18 protein-coding genes are annotated in these 16,177 nt (G+C 59.9%); 10 read left to right on the forward strand and 8 right to left on the reverse strand.

What is annotated here, in order from left to right; genetic code table 11:
• The first annotated feature begins 52 nt into the window (after positions 1 to 52).
• Positions 53 to 244, forward strand: coding sequence for a DUF6019 family protein (locus I4W09_RS02530; RefSeq protein WP_196031555.1), 192 nt, complete (start codon positions 53 to 55; stop codon positions 242 to 244).
• 410 nt (positions 245 to 654) lie between these two features.
• Here the strand turns inward: I4W09_RS02530 and I4W09_RS02535 are convergent, their stop codons facing one another.
• From I4W09_RS02535 to I4W09_RS02550, 4 genes are all read right to left on the reverse strand, one after another.
• Positions 655 to 1,572, reverse strand: a complete 918-nt coding sequence (locus I4W09_RS02535) for a YecA family protein (protein ID WP_196031557.1) — start codon at positions 1,570 to 1,572, stop codon at positions 655 to 657.
• Between the two features lie 2 nt (positions 1,573 to 1,574).
• Positions 1,575 to 2,909, reverse strand: coding sequence for a hypothetical protein (locus I4W09_RS02540; RefSeq protein ID WP_196031559.1), 1,335 nt, complete (start codon positions 2,907 to 2,909; stop codon positions 1,575 to 1,577).
• Positions 2,910 to 3,908: 999 nt separating this feature from the next.
• On the reverse strand, positions 3,909 to 4,148 hold the full coding sequence (locus I4W09_RS02545; RefSeq protein WP_196031561.1) for a restriction endonuclease subunit S: 240 nt from the start codon (positions 4,146 to 4,148) through the stop codon (positions 3,909 to 3,911).
• Between the two features lie 43 nt (positions 4,149 to 4,191).
• Positions 4,192 to 4,293, reverse strand: a complete 102-nt coding sequence (locus I4W09_RS02550) for a TetR/AcrR family transcriptional regulator (protein WP_230318632.1) — start codon at positions 4,291 to 4,293, stop codon at positions 4,192 to 4,194.
• 195 nt (positions 4,294 to 4,488) lie between these two features.
• On the opposite strand from I4W09_RS02550, the gene I4W09_RS02555 reads away from it, so the two are divergent.
• From I4W09_RS02555 to I4W09_RS02580, 6 genes are read left to right on the forward strand one after another with little or no spacing between them, the layout of a single operon-like run.
• A complete protein-coding gene (locus tag I4W09_RS02555) occupies positions 4,489 to 5,217 on the forward strand; it encodes a lantibiotic protection ABC transporter ATP-binding protein (protein WP_196031563.1) in 729 nt (242 codons plus the stop codon).
• Complete coding sequence (locus tag I4W09_RS02560) at positions 5,214 to 5,984, forward strand: ABC-2 family transporter permease (RefSeq protein ID WP_196031565.1); 771 nt, start codon at positions 5,214 to 5,216, stop codon at positions 5,982 to 5,984. The genes I4W09_RS02555 and I4W09_RS02560 overlap by 4 nt, the downstream gene beginning before the upstream one ends.
• A gap of 5 nt (positions 5,985 to 5,989) precedes the next feature.
• Positions 5,990 to 6,799 carry an ABC-2 family transporter permease gene (locus I4W09_RS02565; protein ID WP_230318633.1) on the forward strand — a complete coding sequence of 270 codons (810 nt, stop codon included), beginning with the start codon at positions 5,990 to 5,992 and terminating at the stop codon, positions 6,797 to 6,799.
• A 16-nt stretch (positions 6,800 to 6,815) separates the two neighbouring features.
• Positions 6,816 to 7,193, forward strand: coding sequence for a hypothetical protein (locus tag I4W09_RS02570; RefSeq protein ID WP_196031570.1), 378 nt, complete (start codon positions 6,816 to 6,818; stop codon positions 7,191 to 7,193).
• A gap of 45 nt (positions 7,194 to 7,238) precedes the next feature.
• Entirely contained in the window at positions 7,239 to 7,901 is a 663-nt protein-coding gene (locus tag I4W09_RS02575) for a response regulator transcription factor (protein ID WP_196031573.1), read from the forward strand.
• Positions 7,889 to 9,325 carry a sensor histidine kinase gene (locus I4W09_RS02580; protein ID WP_196031575.1) on the forward strand — a complete coding sequence of 479 codons (1,437 nt, stop codon included), beginning with the start codon at positions 7,889 to 7,891 and terminating at the stop codon, positions 9,323 to 9,325. Before I4W09_RS02575 ends, I4W09_RS02580 begins: the two co-directional genes overlap by 13 nt.
• Positions 9,326 to 9,404: 79 nt before the next feature.
• Here the strand turns inward: I4W09_RS02580 and I4W09_RS10355 are convergent, their stop codons facing one another.
• The 4 genes from I4W09_RS10355 to I4W09_RS02600 all read right to left on the reverse strand — a co-directional run bounded on the left by I4W09_RS10355 (position 9,405) and on the right by I4W09_RS02600 (position 13,074).
• Entirely contained in the window at positions 9,405 to 9,656 is a 252-nt protein-coding gene (locus I4W09_RS10355; RefSeq protein ID WP_230318634.1) for a histidine kinase dimerization/phospho-acceptor domain-containing protein, read from the reverse strand.
• A 47-nt stretch (positions 9,657 to 9,703) separates the two neighbouring features.
• Positions 9,704 to 10,339, reverse strand: coding sequence for a GyrI-like domain-containing protein (locus I4W09_RS02590; protein ID WP_196031579.1), 636 nt, complete (start codon positions 10,337 to 10,339; stop codon positions 9,704 to 9,706).
• Between the two features lie 250 nt (positions 10,340 to 10,589).
• Positions 10,590 to 12,611: a hypothetical protein gene (locus I4W09_RS02595; protein ID WP_196031581.1), complete on the reverse strand. Its 2,022-nt coding sequence runs from the start codon at positions 12,609 to 12,611 to the stop codon at positions 10,590 to 10,592.
• Between the two features lie 13 nt (positions 12,612 to 12,624).
• Complete coding sequence (locus I4W09_RS02600; protein WP_260699458.1) at positions 12,625 to 13,074, reverse strand: helix-turn-helix domain-containing protein; 450 nt, start codon at positions 13,072 to 13,074, stop codon at positions 12,625 to 12,627.
• A 202-nt stretch (positions 13,075 to 13,276) separates the two neighbouring features.
• On the opposite strand from I4W09_RS02600, the gene I4W09_RS02605 reads away from it, so the two are divergent.
• The 3 genes from I4W09_RS02605 (at position 13,277) to I4W09_RS02615 (ending at position 15,616) form a co-directional block, all read left to right on the forward strand.
• On the forward strand, positions 13,277 to 13,453 hold the full coding sequence (locus tag I4W09_RS02605; RefSeq protein WP_230318635.1) for a DNA-binding protein: 177 nt from the start codon (positions 13,277 to 13,279) through the stop codon (positions 13,451 to 13,453).
• On the forward strand, positions 13,440 to 14,519 hold the full coding sequence (locus tag I4W09_RS02610) for a site-specific integrase (RefSeq protein WP_196031585.1): 1,080 nt from the start codon (positions 13,440 to 13,442) through the stop codon (positions 14,517 to 14,519). Before I4W09_RS02605 ends, I4W09_RS02610 begins: the two co-directional genes overlap by 14 nt.
• Positions 14,520 to 14,896: 377 nt before the next feature.
• Complete coding sequence (locus I4W09_RS02615) at positions 14,897 to 15,616, forward strand: AAA family ATPase (protein WP_196031587.1); 720 nt, start codon at positions 14,897 to 14,899, stop codon at positions 15,614 to 15,616.
• The last annotated feature ends 561 nt before the right edge of the window (positions 15,617 to 16,177 follow it).

Consider the following 16,177-nt stretch of genomic DNA (forward strand, 5'->3'; position numbering starts at 1 on the left):
CATAATTCGAGTACAAAATCGAGCTACAAATCGGAATTATGAGGATTGAATCATGTGGGATGAATTAGGCATAAGCGCAGGAACGGCAGTCCTTATTTTGATTTCGCTGTATTTCGTTATCAAATGGGCAGTGAAGAATGGCATAAAAGAAGCCTACGGTGCCATCACTGGCAAGAAAGCCGATGAAGACATCCGAAACGAAATAGACCTAAAAGGACCTGGATTGGATCAAGAGGATCGATAAATCCAGTTTCGCTGTCTCCGAAACGGCCTCGTTTCGTCCTCGGGGGCAATAAACGCTTGTTCATTCATTTGGGTTAAATCGTTATTTCCGTTCCTCCGACTATCTCCCTGTACTTTGCCGCCTCAAGAAACATGGAATAGAGTACAAAATCAAAGGTGAAAAGGAGCAAACAACAAAGAAATAATCTCTGCTCCGACGTGGAACGGATGCTAGATCGTTGTTTTACTCACCGCTATCGCTGACAGCTTTACCATGGGTTCTCGTACGAAAGAAAGCCTAACAGTACTCAAAAGTGCAGCTCAAATCCTTATCGGCTTACCCTTGCCTTTCGCGTCGATTCGTTTATGCACCGTCGTTTGATGTAGCCTGGTGGCAAATTTAAACGTATTCTGCTGTCAGGCTTTCAGGGTTTAAGAACTAATTAAATTGCTCTGCCCATGGCACTTTTTGTACTTCCTTCCACTCCCACAAGGGCAGGGTTGATTCCTTCCTATTTTTCCATGCTCCCTCTTGTATTTGACAACCCTAAAATCGCCCATTTGCTCACCGTGGCTTTTCAATTCATCAATTCGGCTCGGCGGGATTTGGTCAATGTCGATTGAACGAGCGTTAACACTTTGTAGAACGTAATTCGCATCGAATCGAAAGGACAGCATCATTCGATCCTTCTCGCCATTAGCGAGAAGGATCGAAGCGGCATAATCGAACATCTCTTGATCCGTCTGTGCATCATGCAACTCATCTTGAAGAACAAAGTAAGTCATACAAATCGAGTCTCCCTTGCCCGAAAACGAGAGAGCACACTGTCTACCGGTTCTCGCCTGCTGTTTTAAAACCTTATCTATGTCATCTGAAAGCTGCTGACGAGCATCACTGGAGAAGTCCAGCAAATATGAAGATATGCTGACAGCTTGGGAATTGTTGGATTTGAATAATACGTCGATAATTTCGCGGAAACGCTTCGGCATGTTTTGCCGAGGTTTCTCGAGTTGCGGCAAAGGTGTATCAACCCTCTCGAAATAACTATCCAGATCTTCCCTATAGCCCGTTATGCATAGAATCTCCCCTTTAGGGGCGTTGTCAATCTCGAGGGAATAACAGTTGTGGGCAATATACATGCCGAGATGGTCAAACTCGTCGTTAAGGGCAATTCTTTCGTTAAGAGATGCCATCTCCCTTTGTTTGAGAAAATGCAGGAATTCAAGAGGATTATCGAAGTACTCTCTGTAGGTCATTAGGTCATCAATGGCAATGCAAGACACACCCTCCCTCAATTTTAAGAATCCAAGTTTTTCGGCGCGCGCTGCATAAGTGTTGATGTTCTCCATCGTCACCGAAAGGCAGAAATTCTATTGATATTTGAGATATTGAGAGCCGCTTTCGGCAGCATGCCCTGATCATACAGAAGCAATTCCGCGCCAGAATCTCTAATGTAGTCCCTCATATGCGCACATTGGCTATTTGATTTCTGTATCAGCTCTTTGTAGCGTTTAATGTGCGAATCGAAATCAGACACTGGTGGAGCGTCGGTAAAGCGGCCCGCTTTGACCTCAACTACCAAAAGCGCATCTCTGTAAATGACCAGAAGATCATTCTCATTTCGATGTTTCTTGCTTCCGTAGTAATTATCGGCATATGAAATGCATCCAGGAAGCATTTCCTTAAAAACGGATTCGACCATGCTTTCGCTGGCTTCTTTTTGCCTTTGCTGCCACTGCTCTGAATAGCCAGGATCGAGACGCAGAATCGCTTTCTGGACTGCTCTATAAAAGTTATCAGTAAGCGAGTAGTAGTCGAAGCAATAAGTTTTCCCGTTTAGCGTGATGAAAGGCCTGTCGACAATGGGAAGCGTGACGATGGGCCAGTATCGCATCTCTCCTTCTTCGAAGAAGGAGGCCTCACCAGGAGCGAACGACAAGGCGTCCATAAACGTCTTTGGCCAGTTGGTTATTCTACCTACATTGAAATGATGCACGGAGCACGCTTCAAGGAACGCTTCCTCAGCCGCCCGTAAATCCTTCTCTGGAATTATCGAAAAGTCAGCCTCGTCAGCAGAACCGGCTTTTTCAAAGAGCTCCCTCAAAGCGGCCAAGCCCTCAAGTCTTCCGTTCGACAAAGCCTTTTCGAGCCTTTCATATCCGTCAATCACAGCATTTGCGGAAACTCCAAACAGCTTTTGGAATTCGCTGTCGTGAACGAGCACGAGTGGTTGAATATAATCAAGTTGGAGAAAGCGGTATCGATTCCCTCTAACCATGTGCATCATTTGGGCCTCAAAGACCAGACAGCTAGTTTCGCTGTCGTCCTCGATCACCAAACTTCGAAACATCAAATACTGCGTCGCTTTTTCAAATAGCATTTCCTGATCGTGCAAGTATTGGTGGGCAAGCCGTTCGATATCTTCGTCCGTGACATGAAGACAAATCGTGTTGTTCGTTGAAGCGATAAGACTTTGCAAGTATTCGACAGGGCGGGACGGCAAGCCACCTTGCTTATAGAAAAGAATGTCGCCTTCAGGAGAGGGATTGCTGAAATTCGAAATATCGGTAACGGCCATCAGCAGAATTTCTTGCTGGTCAATCTGGATATAGTTCCTGATCGACTCGATGCATTCTCTGATTTCCTTAGCAAGGCATTCCATTTTAATCGGCGCAATGGCCTTCAATTCGTTATTTATCTAACTCACTCCTCGCAATGCTATTGATTTTCTTCTTGAAATTGTATGTTGTCGTAGCTGCCCCTGGAATTAGAGCTTTCCGTCGATATCGGTCCAGATATAGTAATGGGCGCGGCTTCGGAAGAAACCGCGCCCATTAGCAGGTATTATATCATATGGTCGAACGTCTGTTCTACTCCCACTCTTTCACGCTCGTTTGTCGTGGCGCCATTCCGATTGGGTCTAGCTTGGTTGTCGGTTTTGTCCACCTTGCCGCCGAATCCCTCCGCGTGTCCTCGCGTAAGCGTTTGAGACAAGCCCTGGACAAATTCGCAAACTATTTCGAAACCGCGAGCCCGCAGTTTCATTTTTGTCCCGGGGACAAAAACGGGTTGGTTTTGAGGCCCTGAAACGTCCGAGATGGATGATAAAACGGCTGATTTTCCTCTTTGGCGTCTGTTTAGCGAAGTGAATCGTAGCCAGCGGGTTTGCCGCCTAGCATTTCCGCAGGTCAAATGGAATGCACAAGAGCGATGACTGAAAGAATCGTCACGGGTGGCTTTGTTTTCGCCCTTATGAGCCGGCTCTAAGCGCCTTAGAAACCGAGTTAGAGGATCCCGATCGTCGCCTTATTTCGGGCTGATCGCAAATCAGTTGGCAACCGAAAGCCAAGGTATAGGGACGGGCCGCACCTATGCGCACACATTTCGGTACGTTTCGTGCGGCATCGGCCATAACAAAGCAAACCGCCGAACGATTCAGATTGCAGACGGTCAACTCGACGCGACAAATCCGGCCTGTCATCTTCCCAATATCCGCCTTCGCGCCATCAGCGCCCCGCGAAATCGGTGAGTTTTCCGGCACTTTTTCGGGTGCCCTTGCTCCGATTCGGCGTGCTCAGCCTCCGCTCGATCTTACGCATGTTTTTTGGGAGGACATGATTCGTCCGCCACGGCGGCTTATACAGCCTCTCGGCATGGAGGGAAACGCCATGGTCACGCTCAACATCTACGCCGACATCGAGCCGATGCCCAAGATCCAGAGCATGCTGCGCGTGGCGCCTGCCTTGCGCGGGAAGTCGAGCAGGCGGTCGCGGTAGTACCCGTACTGCGCCCGGCGTGCCTCGATCTCGGCGGGGATACCGTCGTTGAGCGATTTCGTTAGGGTGTCGAAGCGGTCGAGGATGTCGACGACCTTCTGCTGGGTGCCGATGGATGGGGCGGGAATCTCGACCCTCGATAAGTCCACAGGCGCGGCTTCGATTACCTTTTTCGATTTAGCGTATTGCTCTTCAGATCATCGTGGTGTGCTCGTAGCCGCGCTCCACGAGGAGCCGCTCGGCAACGTCGAGAATCTTCTCGACCGTCTCCTCCGGGCACTTATTGCGTGCCACGGGCACCTCCGTCCTTATTATCACGATAGAAATACCATGAGCGGCGTACGGTTCGAGAAGGGCTGGCGCCAAAAGAGCCCAACGGCCGTTACGGCTTCGTTAGAAACGCGCCCCACCATGGATGGTGAACCCGAAAGGTAAGACGCGCGGGCACGGCGACTCGGCCCGCGCGCCCGGAAGAGAAAGGACGAACCCATGGGTTACATGCTCGAGACGCGCGGGCTCACCAAGCGCTTCGGCCGCGGCGACCAGGCGCAGGATGCCGTGGCCGACGTGAGCCTTCATATCCGCGAGGGCGAGGTGTACGGGCTGCTCGGCCCCAACGGCGCCGGCAAGTCGACAACGCTCAAGATGATCTGCGGGATGCTGCGGCCGACGGCCGGGGAGATCCTCTTTGCCGGGCACGCCTGGCGCCGCGAGGACCTCTACGCAATCGGCAGCCTCATCGAGGAGGCGCCGCTCTACCCCAACCTCACCGCGCGCGAGAACCTGCGCGTGCGCACCACGCTGCTGGGCCTTCCCGAGAGCCGCGTAGATGAGGTGCTCGCCGCCGTGGACCTCGCGGGCACCGGGAAGAAGCGCGCCGGGCGCTTCTCGATGGGCATGCGGCAGCGCCTGGGGCTCGCGCTGGCGCTGATCGCCCGGCCACGCCTGCTCGTGCTCGACGAGCCCACCAACGGCCTCGACCCCATCGGCATCGAGGAGCTGCGCGACCAGATCCGCGGCTTCGCGGCGGCGGGCACGACGGTGATCGTCTCGAGCCACATCCTCTCCGAGGTGCAGCAGATGGCGGACACCATCGGCATCATCTGCGGGGGGCGCCTCGCCTACGAGGATGCGCTTCGGCCCGGGCAGGACCTCGAGGAACTCTTCATGAGCTTCTGCCGGGAAGGGCGACGAGCACGCGGGGAGGTGGCGGCATGACGGGCGAGAAAGGCGGCCTGCTCGCGGGCCTGCGCGCCGAGGCCCTGAAGTCGCGCCACGCGGCACCGGTTCGCCTGGCCGTGCTCATGGCGCTGCCGATGCCGCTGCTCGGCGCGATGCCCTACCGGGGCGTGCAGATCTTCAGCGCGTGGAACTACTGGTACGCGCTCTTCCTGCCCGTGTCTCTCTCGCTCGTGGTGGCGTGCGTCGCGCGGGCGGACGCTCGCACGCGGATGCGGGGGCTTCTGGGCCTGGGCTTCCCGCTCGGGCGCGCCTGGTGGGCCAAGGCGCTCTGGTGCCTCGCTCTCTGCGCGCTCTCGAACCTCGTGGTCTTCGGCATCTACCTCGCGGGATCGGCGTTCTCCTCGCAGGGCCTCACGGCCGCGGGCACCCTCACGATGCTCCTCTGCGCGCTCGCCAACACGGTGACCGCGGCGTGGATGATCCCCGCAGGGCTCTTCCTCACGGCGCGGCTCGGAATGCTCGCGGGCATCTTCTGCCCGCTCGCCGCGCAGCTCGTGGGCGGGTTCGCCTGGTCGCTGGTGCCGCTGCCGCAGCTCTTTCCGCCGTCGGCGAGCATGGTCATCCCCACGAGCTTCATCCCCGTGCTGCCGAGCGGCGAGCCACTCGCGGCGGACATGGCGCTCGGCGGGGCGCTCGCGGCGGACGGCATGCTCACGCTAGCGGGCCTTGCGGTCAGCGCGCTCGCGTTCGCCGCGCTCACGGCGGCGGGCGCGGCCTGGTTCGCGCGCTCCGAGGAGAGATGATGGCCATGACACGACTCTCCGACCCGACGCCGCGCACGACTCTCCCGCGGGCCCTGCTCTCCGAGGCCCTGCGCCTGGCGCGCTCCCCGCTCACGGCGGTGCACCTCGTCTGCGGCCTGGCAGCCGGTCTTGCCTGCGGCGAGTACTTCTCCGTAACCCGATGGGACCCGGCGCTGGGCGCGGACGCCTACGCCCAGTTCCTCGGCGCCCTCATGCCGCTCATGTCCGCCATCGTCTGCGGGCTCGCCGTGGACGAGGAGCGCGCTGCCGGGCGCCTCGCCAACCTCACGGCGGTCCCCTCGCGCGGGCGCGCCGTCGCGGCGAAGCTGCTCGCCCTTGCGGCGCTCGGCGCGGGCGCGCTGGCCGTGGCGCTCGGCGTGTTCGGGGCCGTGCTCGCCGTCGCCGGGCGCCTGCCGCTCGGGCCCGCTCCGCTTGCGGCCGCCTGGGCGGGCATCGTGCTGGGCAGCCTGCCCCTCTACGCGCTGGGGCTCGGCGTGGCCCTGCGCCTCGGCCGCAACGTCGCCATCGGCGCCGGCGCGGCGGGGGTGCTCCTCGCGTTCTTCTCGGTGGGCGGACTTGCGCACGGCCTCATGACCGGCGAGCTCACCGGTGCCCTGGCGACGCCCCTGAGTTGGGTGCCGCTCGCCTGGCCCGCGCGCCTGGGGTCGCTCGGGGTGGAGGCCTTCATCGACGCCGCACGCGCGGCGGGCCCTCTCCTCACGACTGCGATCGCTGGCCTCGTGCTCACCCTGGCAGCCGACGCCGTCCTTCTCGCCTGGTTCCGCCGCTTCGAGGACGGGAGGGTAGATGCGTAGGAGGCCGCTCGCCGCCATGCTCGTCCTCCTCTCCGCAGGGCTCGTCCTGGGCGGGAATGCCCTGCTCGACGCCGGCTGGGGGTCGGCGCTGCGTTCGATCTCCGAACGCGCGCTGCCCAACCCTGAGATCGCCATGTGGGCGCCCGCGCCCGAGCCCGGCAGCCACGCGAGCTCCTACGCCGACGCCACCGGGGCGGGGGCAAACTACGTCTACCTGGTGGACGCCGCGGACGACAGAGGCAATGTCCGAGAGCTCCAGCTCATCTTCTTCGGGTGGGAGTCGGACGGCGAGGGCTGGCTCGAGATCGAGGCGCGCGGCGGCTCGGGCGTGCGCTACCGTGCGTGCGACGCGGCCGAGGCGCCCGCGGCTGCGCGCAGGGCTCTGGACCGCTGAGCGCGGCGCTAGTACAATTCCGACGAGAGTTTCAGGAGGTCAAGCATGGCGAGGATACTGGCAGTGGATGACGAACGGGCGATCCTCGACGCGCTCGCGCGCGTCCTCGGCCGCGACGGCCATGAGGTCGTCAAGGCAGCGGACCCGACGGCGGTCCCGGGGATGGACCTCTCGCGCTTCGACCTCGTGCTCTGCGACGTCATGATGCCGGGTCTCGACGGCTTCGAGCTCGTGCGGCAGATCCGCCCGGACTTCGACGGGCCCATCATCTTCCTGACCGCGCGCGTGGCCGAGGAGGACGCCGTGGCCGGCTACGGCCTGGGCGCCGACGACTACGTCCGCAAGCCCTTCGGGGCCGCGGAGCTGCGCGCCAAGGTCGCGGCCCATCTACGCCGTGAGCGCCGGCCGCGCTCGCACGCCCTCTCCTTCGGGGAGGTGCGGATCGACCTCGGGGCGCGCGGCCTCGCCGTGGGCGGCAAGGCTGTGCCGCTCACGCCCACCGAGTACGCCATCTGCGAGTACCTCGCCCGCCACCCCGGGCAGGTCATGAGCCGCGCACAGATACGCGAGGCGGTGCTCGGCTGGGAGAGCGACGCCGACGACGCGGCCATATCCATGCAGGTCAGCCGCGCCCGGAGGAAACTCTCCGAGGCCGGCGCCGATCCGATCGCGACCGTCTGGGGGATGGGGTACAAGTGGCAGCTCTGAAGATCGGGGCGCGAGGTCGCGGGGGCATGCCGCTCTCCTTCGTCATCGCGCGCTACTTCGCTTACGCGTTCGCGGCGGTCGCCGCGGCGTGGTTCGCCTCGTTCATGGTACTCTCCGCGGCGATCAACGCGGGCTTCGTCTACGAGGCAAGCTGGGGGCCGGCCAATGCGCGCGAGGTCGCGGAGGGCCTGGCACGCGACGGCGTCTGCGGGCAGCAGGACGTGCCGACGGCGTACCGCTACCTCATCCTGAACAAGGACGGATACGTGCTGATGACAGACCTCGAGGGCACGCGGCTCGAGGACGCGACGGAAATGGCCCGTACGGCACTCGCCGCGGATCCGGGCACAGTGGAGATCGAGGGCGGGGGCTCGGGCCTCACCTACGCCGCGTTCCCGCTCAAGGGCGGCGGGGCCTGTGCGCTCGTCAGCGAGTACCTGCCGCAGTGGGTCTCGCGCGACCTTGCCGGCCTGCTTCCCAACCCGCAGAGCCTCATGCTCGTCGGCGCCGCTGCGGGAAGCGCGCTCGCGCTCGCGCTCGTGGCGCGCCGTGCGAGCCGCGTGATCTCGCGCAAGATGGTGCCGCTCGCGGAGGCGGCGGGGCGCGTCGGCGCGGGAGAGCTCGACTTCGCGAGCGGCAGCACCAACGTGCGCGAGGTGAACGACGTCCTCGCCGCGATGGACGCCATGCGGACCTCCCTCGCCGAGTCGCTCGAGGCCCGGTGGGCCGCGGAGCGGGGGCAGCGCGAGCAGGTGGCGTCGCTCGCCCACGACCTCAAGACGCCGCTCACCGTGCTGCGCGCCAACGCCGACTTCGTGGCGGAGGAGCTGGAAGACGAGAAAGACGCCGACCTCGCGGCCGCCGCGCGCGACATAGCCGGCAGTGTCGAAAGGCTCGACGGCTACGTGCGCCTGCTCATCGAGGCGTCACGCGGGTCCGGCGGGGCGGAGAGGGTCCCCATGCGGCCGGCCGAGCTCTGCGAACAGGTCCTCGCCGAGGCCGCCCAGATCACCCGGGCGCGAGGCGTGACGCTCGACGCGGCCACGGGCCCCGCCGTCGCGGGCGCACCCGAGGCCCCGCTCGACCGAACCAGCCTGGCGCGAGCCGCCGCTAACCTCGTGGCCAACGCCGCTGAGCACGCACGCTCGCGCGTGGCTGTCTCCTGCGACGTCGCGGGCGGGCAGCTCGTCATCGAGGTTGCCGACGACGGACCGGGCTTTTCTCCCGCCGCCCTCGAACGCGGCTGCGAGCGCCTCTTCACAGACGACTCCTCCCGCTCCTCGCGCGACGGAGGCCGCCACTACGGGCTCGGCCTCCACGTCGCCTCCGAGGCCGCGAGCGCCCACGGGGGCTCCGTCTCGCTCGCCAACAGCCCCTCGGGCGGCGCGGTGGCCACCATCGCGGTCCCCCTGTGCGGGGCCTGACGAATCAGGCCCTCACACCGGCGTGGCTCGCAACTAAACGCTTCCCGGATAATAATGCCCGTTGCAGGGATCGCCCTGTCTAGTCGCCGCCCATGTGCATGAGCATGTCAGCGATGCGAGTCGCCATCTCGTCCGCCGCTGCACGGATGATGGCGACCCAGGACGCAAGGCCGGCCTGATCGGATGCCTCCGCTTCAAGCACGTCGCAGTTCGCGGTCACCGCCATGAGCGGGGTGACGAGGTCGTGCGAGGCGGTGCAAACGAACGCGTGCTCCCGCGCCTCGGCCTCCGCCACCGGTCGCAGGGCGCGTCCCGTTGCCGACCACGCCACGGTGAGCCCCCCCAAAAAAGCCGAAGCGATCGGCGTCACTCGCTTCGCTAAATCAACTTTATGGGATGACGGATCACGGTCTTGAGCTTCTCCGGCGCGCACTTGCGCGGGTCGGAGAGGTAAATCTCGTGATGCAGACGGGCTTCGGAGAAGTCGGGGGCGTAGCCCCGTTCCGCCGCGAATGTGCGCATGGCGTCTATGGTCGCCGGCTCGTCGTCGTAAGGCCCGGTATGCATGCACTGAACGCAAAGGCCCTCGTCGACCCTCAGCAGCTCGACCGCCGAGAAGTCCAGCTTCTTCTTGGCGGCAGCTTCCGAAACTGCCCAGTCGAAGTCCTCGCGAGTGACGAAATCGGGCAGACGGATGCACGAGATGAAGTTGAAGTCATCCTTCCGCGCATAATCAATCTCGCCATCGGTGCGGTCTTGCCACCAGAAGCCCTCGAGAGGCGGCACGACGAAGTCGAAATAGCCCTCGATTTCCCGCGGGCGCTTCTTCGACATCTTGATGGTATATGCGACGCCGTAGAGCAGCGGCAACGCGTTCTGGTACTCGCCGCCTTCGGCATTGGGATCGCCCTTGCCCCGCACGGCAACGTAGCTCATAGGCGGAACGGTTACGACGCCCGGCTTGCCCGACGGCCTGTAGAGCTCCCTGAACTCCTTCTTGAAATCGTACGCCATCGCAACAAACCTCCCTGAGCTTGAGTTTCCGTCGATATCCGACCAAATATAGCAATGGGCGCGGCTTCGGAAGAGGCCGCGCCCATTGCAGGATATTATAACACAGAATCGAACGTTTGTTCTATTCCCACTCAATGAGGAGAAGCGTCCATAAGGTTTATGGTGTTGCTCTGATTCCATCACGTTGCATGCAGTGCGTGAGGATGTTCCGCAAAGTGGTACCCATTTGATACTCACTGGATAGCGTCATTCACTCTTGTCCTTGTGGCATGCGGGTGAGGATATCATTAAGCATCTTCTCGTCGATCCAAGGCCAATCGACGAAATCCTCAACTCCACCTTTTCCGGTGAACACAGAGAGTTCCTCATTGATTTTAAGAACAAGGCAAATGAGCAAAGTGAGCAAATAGCAGTAATCATGCTCAATCCCCTGCGAATTAGGATCACTGACGGCTCCGTCGGCGTGATCATATCTGTTGCGAAGAGCCATTGAGTTGCTGAACTTGGCATCGTTAAACATGAAATTCATGTAGTCTGCCTCATTTGGAGTCAACAGGTGTTCTGAGTATTCCAGCATCCTCTCCGAAATTAATCCATCGACAGTTGCCTTGAGTTCTTCAGGCAGAAGACACATCGGGAAAGCGCCACGTTGCCAAACCCGGTAAAGCAGTTTCGTCTTGGGGGTTGCTTCGATGAAGCCATCAACGGAGATGCAGATAAACCCTTCGTTGACCAATTCTTCAAGTGAGGCTGAGCACCCTTCGTAAAAGTCGGCAATCGTCAAATCGTTTGTAGTGATTGCATCTATAAATGATCGAAAGCTACGATGGTCGGGGCAATGCGCAAGCATAGACTGGTCCGAGAACAACGCATTCCCGTATCGGAACAAGCTCTTCCCTTCTACGAGGTATTTCTTCCCAAGAAGAGACGGCAGAGATTCAAAGTGCTTTATTTGCATGTGACGAAAATAGTCGCTGTCAATTTCACCGCGATCGACGAACAGCTGAAACGCTTTAACGACTCTCTCAATTTCGGGTCCGATTGATTTGCACTTATCAAACATGCTAGTTTCTTCGGTCGGCAAGCTAATCGAGAAGCCTGAAATGCCAAACTCATCTTCAATGTAGTCATTGAAAAACCACTCCACTGCTTCTTCTAATCTAGTTCCAGCTTCCAGAAGAAACCTTCTGTATGCTAGGACGATTGACAAGGCTTGAGTGTTGCGCATATTGAAGCTCATACTCTTTGGATACTCTTCGCGAACATGTACGCCAAGAGTTTCTACGAGGGCATTGCGTTCGTGCTTGTTAGAAGGCGCCATCAGCAAGCCGTGTGAATCTACGAAATCAAACACATAGATGAAGTTGTTCAAAATAGTTCCAGGATCTGTATATGCAGAAAGCCATTCAGCGCTGAATGAGAGGGTATAAGTGCTGCCTTTTACAGCGATTCCCTTGCATGGCTTCTGATCCGGCGAAATAAGAACGCCGACGCCGTATCTCATTGATGTGATTGCGTCACTTTGGAATAACTCGGCAGTCAATCTCGATGCGGACTTCTTTGCGCTAACCAAAACATCGGCAGAAGGCTTGTATGCATTGAGAGCTTCACGCGGCCAGGTCTCTAGGACGCGTACATAGTTAAGGTTTGCGTTGGGGCTCTCCAAATAAGAGAGCATCATTTCATCTATTGCAGGGTTCTTCAGCGATTTTGGAAGCACGATATACCCGTCAAAATGGTTATCCGAACCAAGCAACCTGATTATTAGTTCAGCGGCAATATTGGCGTTGTCGATAAACGCACTAGTGATTTCGGAATCAAACGCATCTACCAAGGGCTTGTGCTTAACGATATCTCCAAATGTATGGGGATTGCCGAGCAATAGCCTCAAGAAGTCATCGCAATCGATCTGCTTATAAAGATCAGAAGCGACCAAGAAATCCCAGATTTGTTCGCAGTACTGAATCTCAAGCATGCCATACAAGTCCGTTATTGAAGCAGTTTTTAAGAGAAGCGATGCATGCTTGCAGGCAAGTCCAAAAAGAGTACGTGCCCTACTATGTAAAACGTCAATCTGGCTCTCGGAGAAGATATGTTCGTGAACCTCGATGGTTCGTTTGCATTCGTGAACTTCTATGCAATCGTTTATATCTTTGATGTCCGCATCTTGCCAAGTTGTTAGGACCTCAATGACTCGATCTTTAAACCAAGCATATGCAAGGTCGTTTGACGGGTAGAACTGAGCCCTTTCCGCATTGAATTCAGCAGGCATTCAATCGTCCAATCTACAGAACCTTCTTCCCCGGCGAGTACGAGTCCTTCCAGTCCTCGTACTCCTCCTGGGTGATCTTCCCGGCTTCGAGTTCGGCGCGCTTCTCGCCCCAGTCGATGAGGGCGAGCTCGATGGCCGACCCCGGCCTTGTCGCGCGAATCGCGGCCTCGCCCTTTACGGGCTCTAGCCCATGCGCGTCCTCCAGCTGGAACAGCAGGTGGATCACCTCGGGGTGCGTCCTCGTCTTGCAGTCCGCAAACGCCTCGGGCTTCACGCCCAGCGCTTTGGCCATGAGCTTCACCTGCGTCTCGCTGGGCATGCGGTAGCCCAGCTCATAGCTGCGCATGGCGGACTCAGTGAGCCCCGCCTTCTCGGCCAGCTCGCGCTGGGTCATGCCCCTGCGCTCCCTGACCTCCCGGATCTTCGCGCCGACCTCTTTGCGGTCCTTCTCGCTCGGCCTCATGCAAGCCCCTTCTCGCTACTTAAGTCCCTGTAAGCCCTCTGGAGCCATGATACATCACATTTTCGTAAGGACATAGTGGATTTACGTTGACCTTACGTAATCGTGATGCTACAGTGCGCAGCAGATGATTATGGATACGTAAGGTTGCGCAAGCGACGGAAGGAGGACACATGGAAGAGAGGATGCTGGGCGCCACGGACTCATGCGAAGGCTGAAAGTGTCGAGGTCCTACGCCTACAAGCTCATCAGCCGGCTCAACGAGGAGATGGCCGCTGCCGGCAACATCACCATCCCGGGCAAGGTGAGCGAATCGTACCTAGAGCAGCGCCTGTTCACGCTGCCGAACACCGAGGGGGCGGAGCGCAATGGCCGTGACTAAGGACCCCGAGCGCGGCACGTGGACTGTGCAGTGCTGGCACCGCGACTGGCAGGGCGCGCGCCGCAAGAAGACCAAGCGCAGCTTCAAGTCGCGCGCCTCGACGCTCGCGTGGGAGCGCGACTTCGCCGCCCGCAGCGCCGGCGCCATCGACATGCGCTTCGGCGACTTCTTCGACGTCTACACCGAGGACGTGAAGCCACGCCTGAAGCTCAACACGTGGCTTAGCAAGGAACACATGGTGCGTACCAAGACCATGCCGTACTTCGAGGACAAGGCCGTCAACGCCATCACGCCCGCTGACATCGTGAAGTGCCAGAACGAGCTGCTGGCCATGACCGACGGGGAGGGCAGGCCCTATTCCCCCACCTACCTGCACTCCATCACCAACCAGATGAGCGCCATCATGAACCACGCAGTCAGGCTCTACGGTCTGCGCTCCAACCCCATGCACAAGGTCGAGCGCATCGGCTCCAAGCGCGCCGGCGAGATGCTCTACTGGACCAAGGACGAGTACCTGGAGTTCTCGCGCGAGGTTATGGACAAGCCCGACTCGTTCCTGGCGTTCGAGGTCCTGTACTGGACCGGCGTGCGTGTGGGCGAGCTGCTGGCGCTCACGCCCGCGAATTTCGACCTCGACCCCGCGCGCCCCATGGTGAGCATCACCAAGAGCTACCAGCGCCTGCAGTGCAGAGACGTTGTCACATCGCCTAAGACGAAGAAGTCCGAGCGCAGGATCCTGATGCCCAGGTTTCTGGCAGACGAGGTGCGCGACCACCTGCAGCTCTTCCCGAAGGGCGCAAGTGAGCGCGTCTTCGCGTTCACGAAGGGCTACCTGCACCACAAGATGGACCGTGGCTCGCGCGCCGCCGGCGTGAAGCGCATCCGCATCCACGACCTGCGGCATTCCCACGTGTCGCTGCTCATCGACATGGGCTACTCTGCCGTGGCGATCGCCGACAGGCTGGGGCATGAGAGCAGCGAGGTGACGCTGACGTACGCGCACATGTTCCCGAGCGTGCAGACCAGCATGGCGGCGGACCTCGAGAAGGCGGGAGGAAAGAGATGAGCATGAGGAGCAACGACAGGTGCGGGCGCTGACGCAGCCGCACGGTGGCGTTCCGCGCGTCGGACGAGGAGGCGCGCGAGCTCGACGCGCTGGTGGCGCTGGGCGGGCTTTCCAAGCAGGACTACATCATGCGGCGGCTCCTCTGCCGCGACGTCGTGGTGGTGCCCTCCTCGCGGGTGCTGAGGCCCTGGAGGATACATCGCGCGAGGTCCTGGGAGAGCTCAGGCGGCTCGACGACGCCCGCGAGGTGCCGCTCGAGCTGCGGGAGGCCATGGGCGTGCTGGCGCGCACGCTGGAGGGGCTGGGAAGCCCGGAGGCGATCCCCGAGGCTACGATGGCCGACGACGCCATGGCGAGCATGGAGCGGGGCGACTGACGTGGTCGAGCCGCTTCAGACCGTCGATGCCAACTGGCTCATCCAGCAGCCCCGCCGCGAGCCCGTGTGGGTGGTGGAGGACCTGATGCCGGCGGGCCTGCACCTGCTCACCGGAGCCCCGAAGATCGGTAAGAGCTGGCTCGTGCTCGACCTAGCGCTCGCCGTGAGCGCTGGCAGGCCCTTCTGGGGCTATGCCACGCGCCGGTGCGGCGTGCTCTATCTGGTGCTCGAGGACACGCTCGCGCGCATCCAGGGCCGCATGTGGGGCCTCTCCGACACGGCGAGCGAGCGCCTCTGCTTCGCGCTCAACTCGCGAAGCATCGCCGACGGGCTCGTGGATCAGCTGGACGATTTCGCGGAGGGGCACGAGGACACCGGTCTCGTGATCGTCGACACCCTGCAGAAGGTGCGCGCGCTCAAGGGCTTCGCAGACGAGTATGGGCTGGCGATCCTCGCGGTGCACCACACGCGCAAGACGGGCGACGACGACGTTTTCAACACCGTGTCGGGCACCACGTGCACCACCGGCAGCGCGGACTCGACCTTCGTGCTCGCCAAGCAGGGCAGGGCAAGCGAGTACGCGACGCTCTCCCTCACCGGTCGTGACGTCGAGTTCCAGGAGCTGAAGCTGCGGTTTAACGACTCGCCTATAAAGAATGGCTCCCGCAGTCGCAGGAGCCATCCGAATCTCGCATACAAGTCACAAAAGGCTTGCGTGTAAACCATCATAATCGGACGTAAGAAATGCTAAGAGAATCAATCCAAAAACAACCAAAAGACGGCTGGGGAAATGCACCCCTTCGTCATTCCCACTCGATGATCAAATCGAGTGCCGCTTCTTGTACCAACTCGCGCTCTCACCTGCAGTTTCGCTTATCCCCCGGCGCCCGGAAAGCGCCCGAAACCCGTGCACCAGCCGGTTCCGGGAATGGTACACGGGTTGCGCCACCCATGCCCGTGACGGCAGCCGGTACACGCCGGCGGACCATCCTACCTGCGGAAACGACCGTGAGGAATAATCGCCGGCGCAAGAAGCGCGGGCAAGCCGGTTTCTCCAGCGCGCAAGGTCCGGGCGGGCTGGTGAGAATAATCGGCAACTTTCGGGAATAATTGAGATGACCTGCGCAAACAGCTCGTCGGAGAGGCAGTTTCCCGACGTCACTTCCAAGCCATCTGCCACCAGCGGAATAATCCTGCGCCAGCTGGAACGCATCCGGAGGCAGCGGGGCCCTCAACGGCCGATCTCGTCCGATGCATCCTCCGATTGCCCAGAAGGCGCCCA

This window comes from Collinsella aerofaciens, assembly GCF_015670795.1.
Taxonomy (GTDB): domain Bacteria; phylum Actinomycetota; class Coriobacteriia; order Coriobacteriales; family Coriobacteriaceae; genus Collinsella; species Collinsella aerofaciens_Q.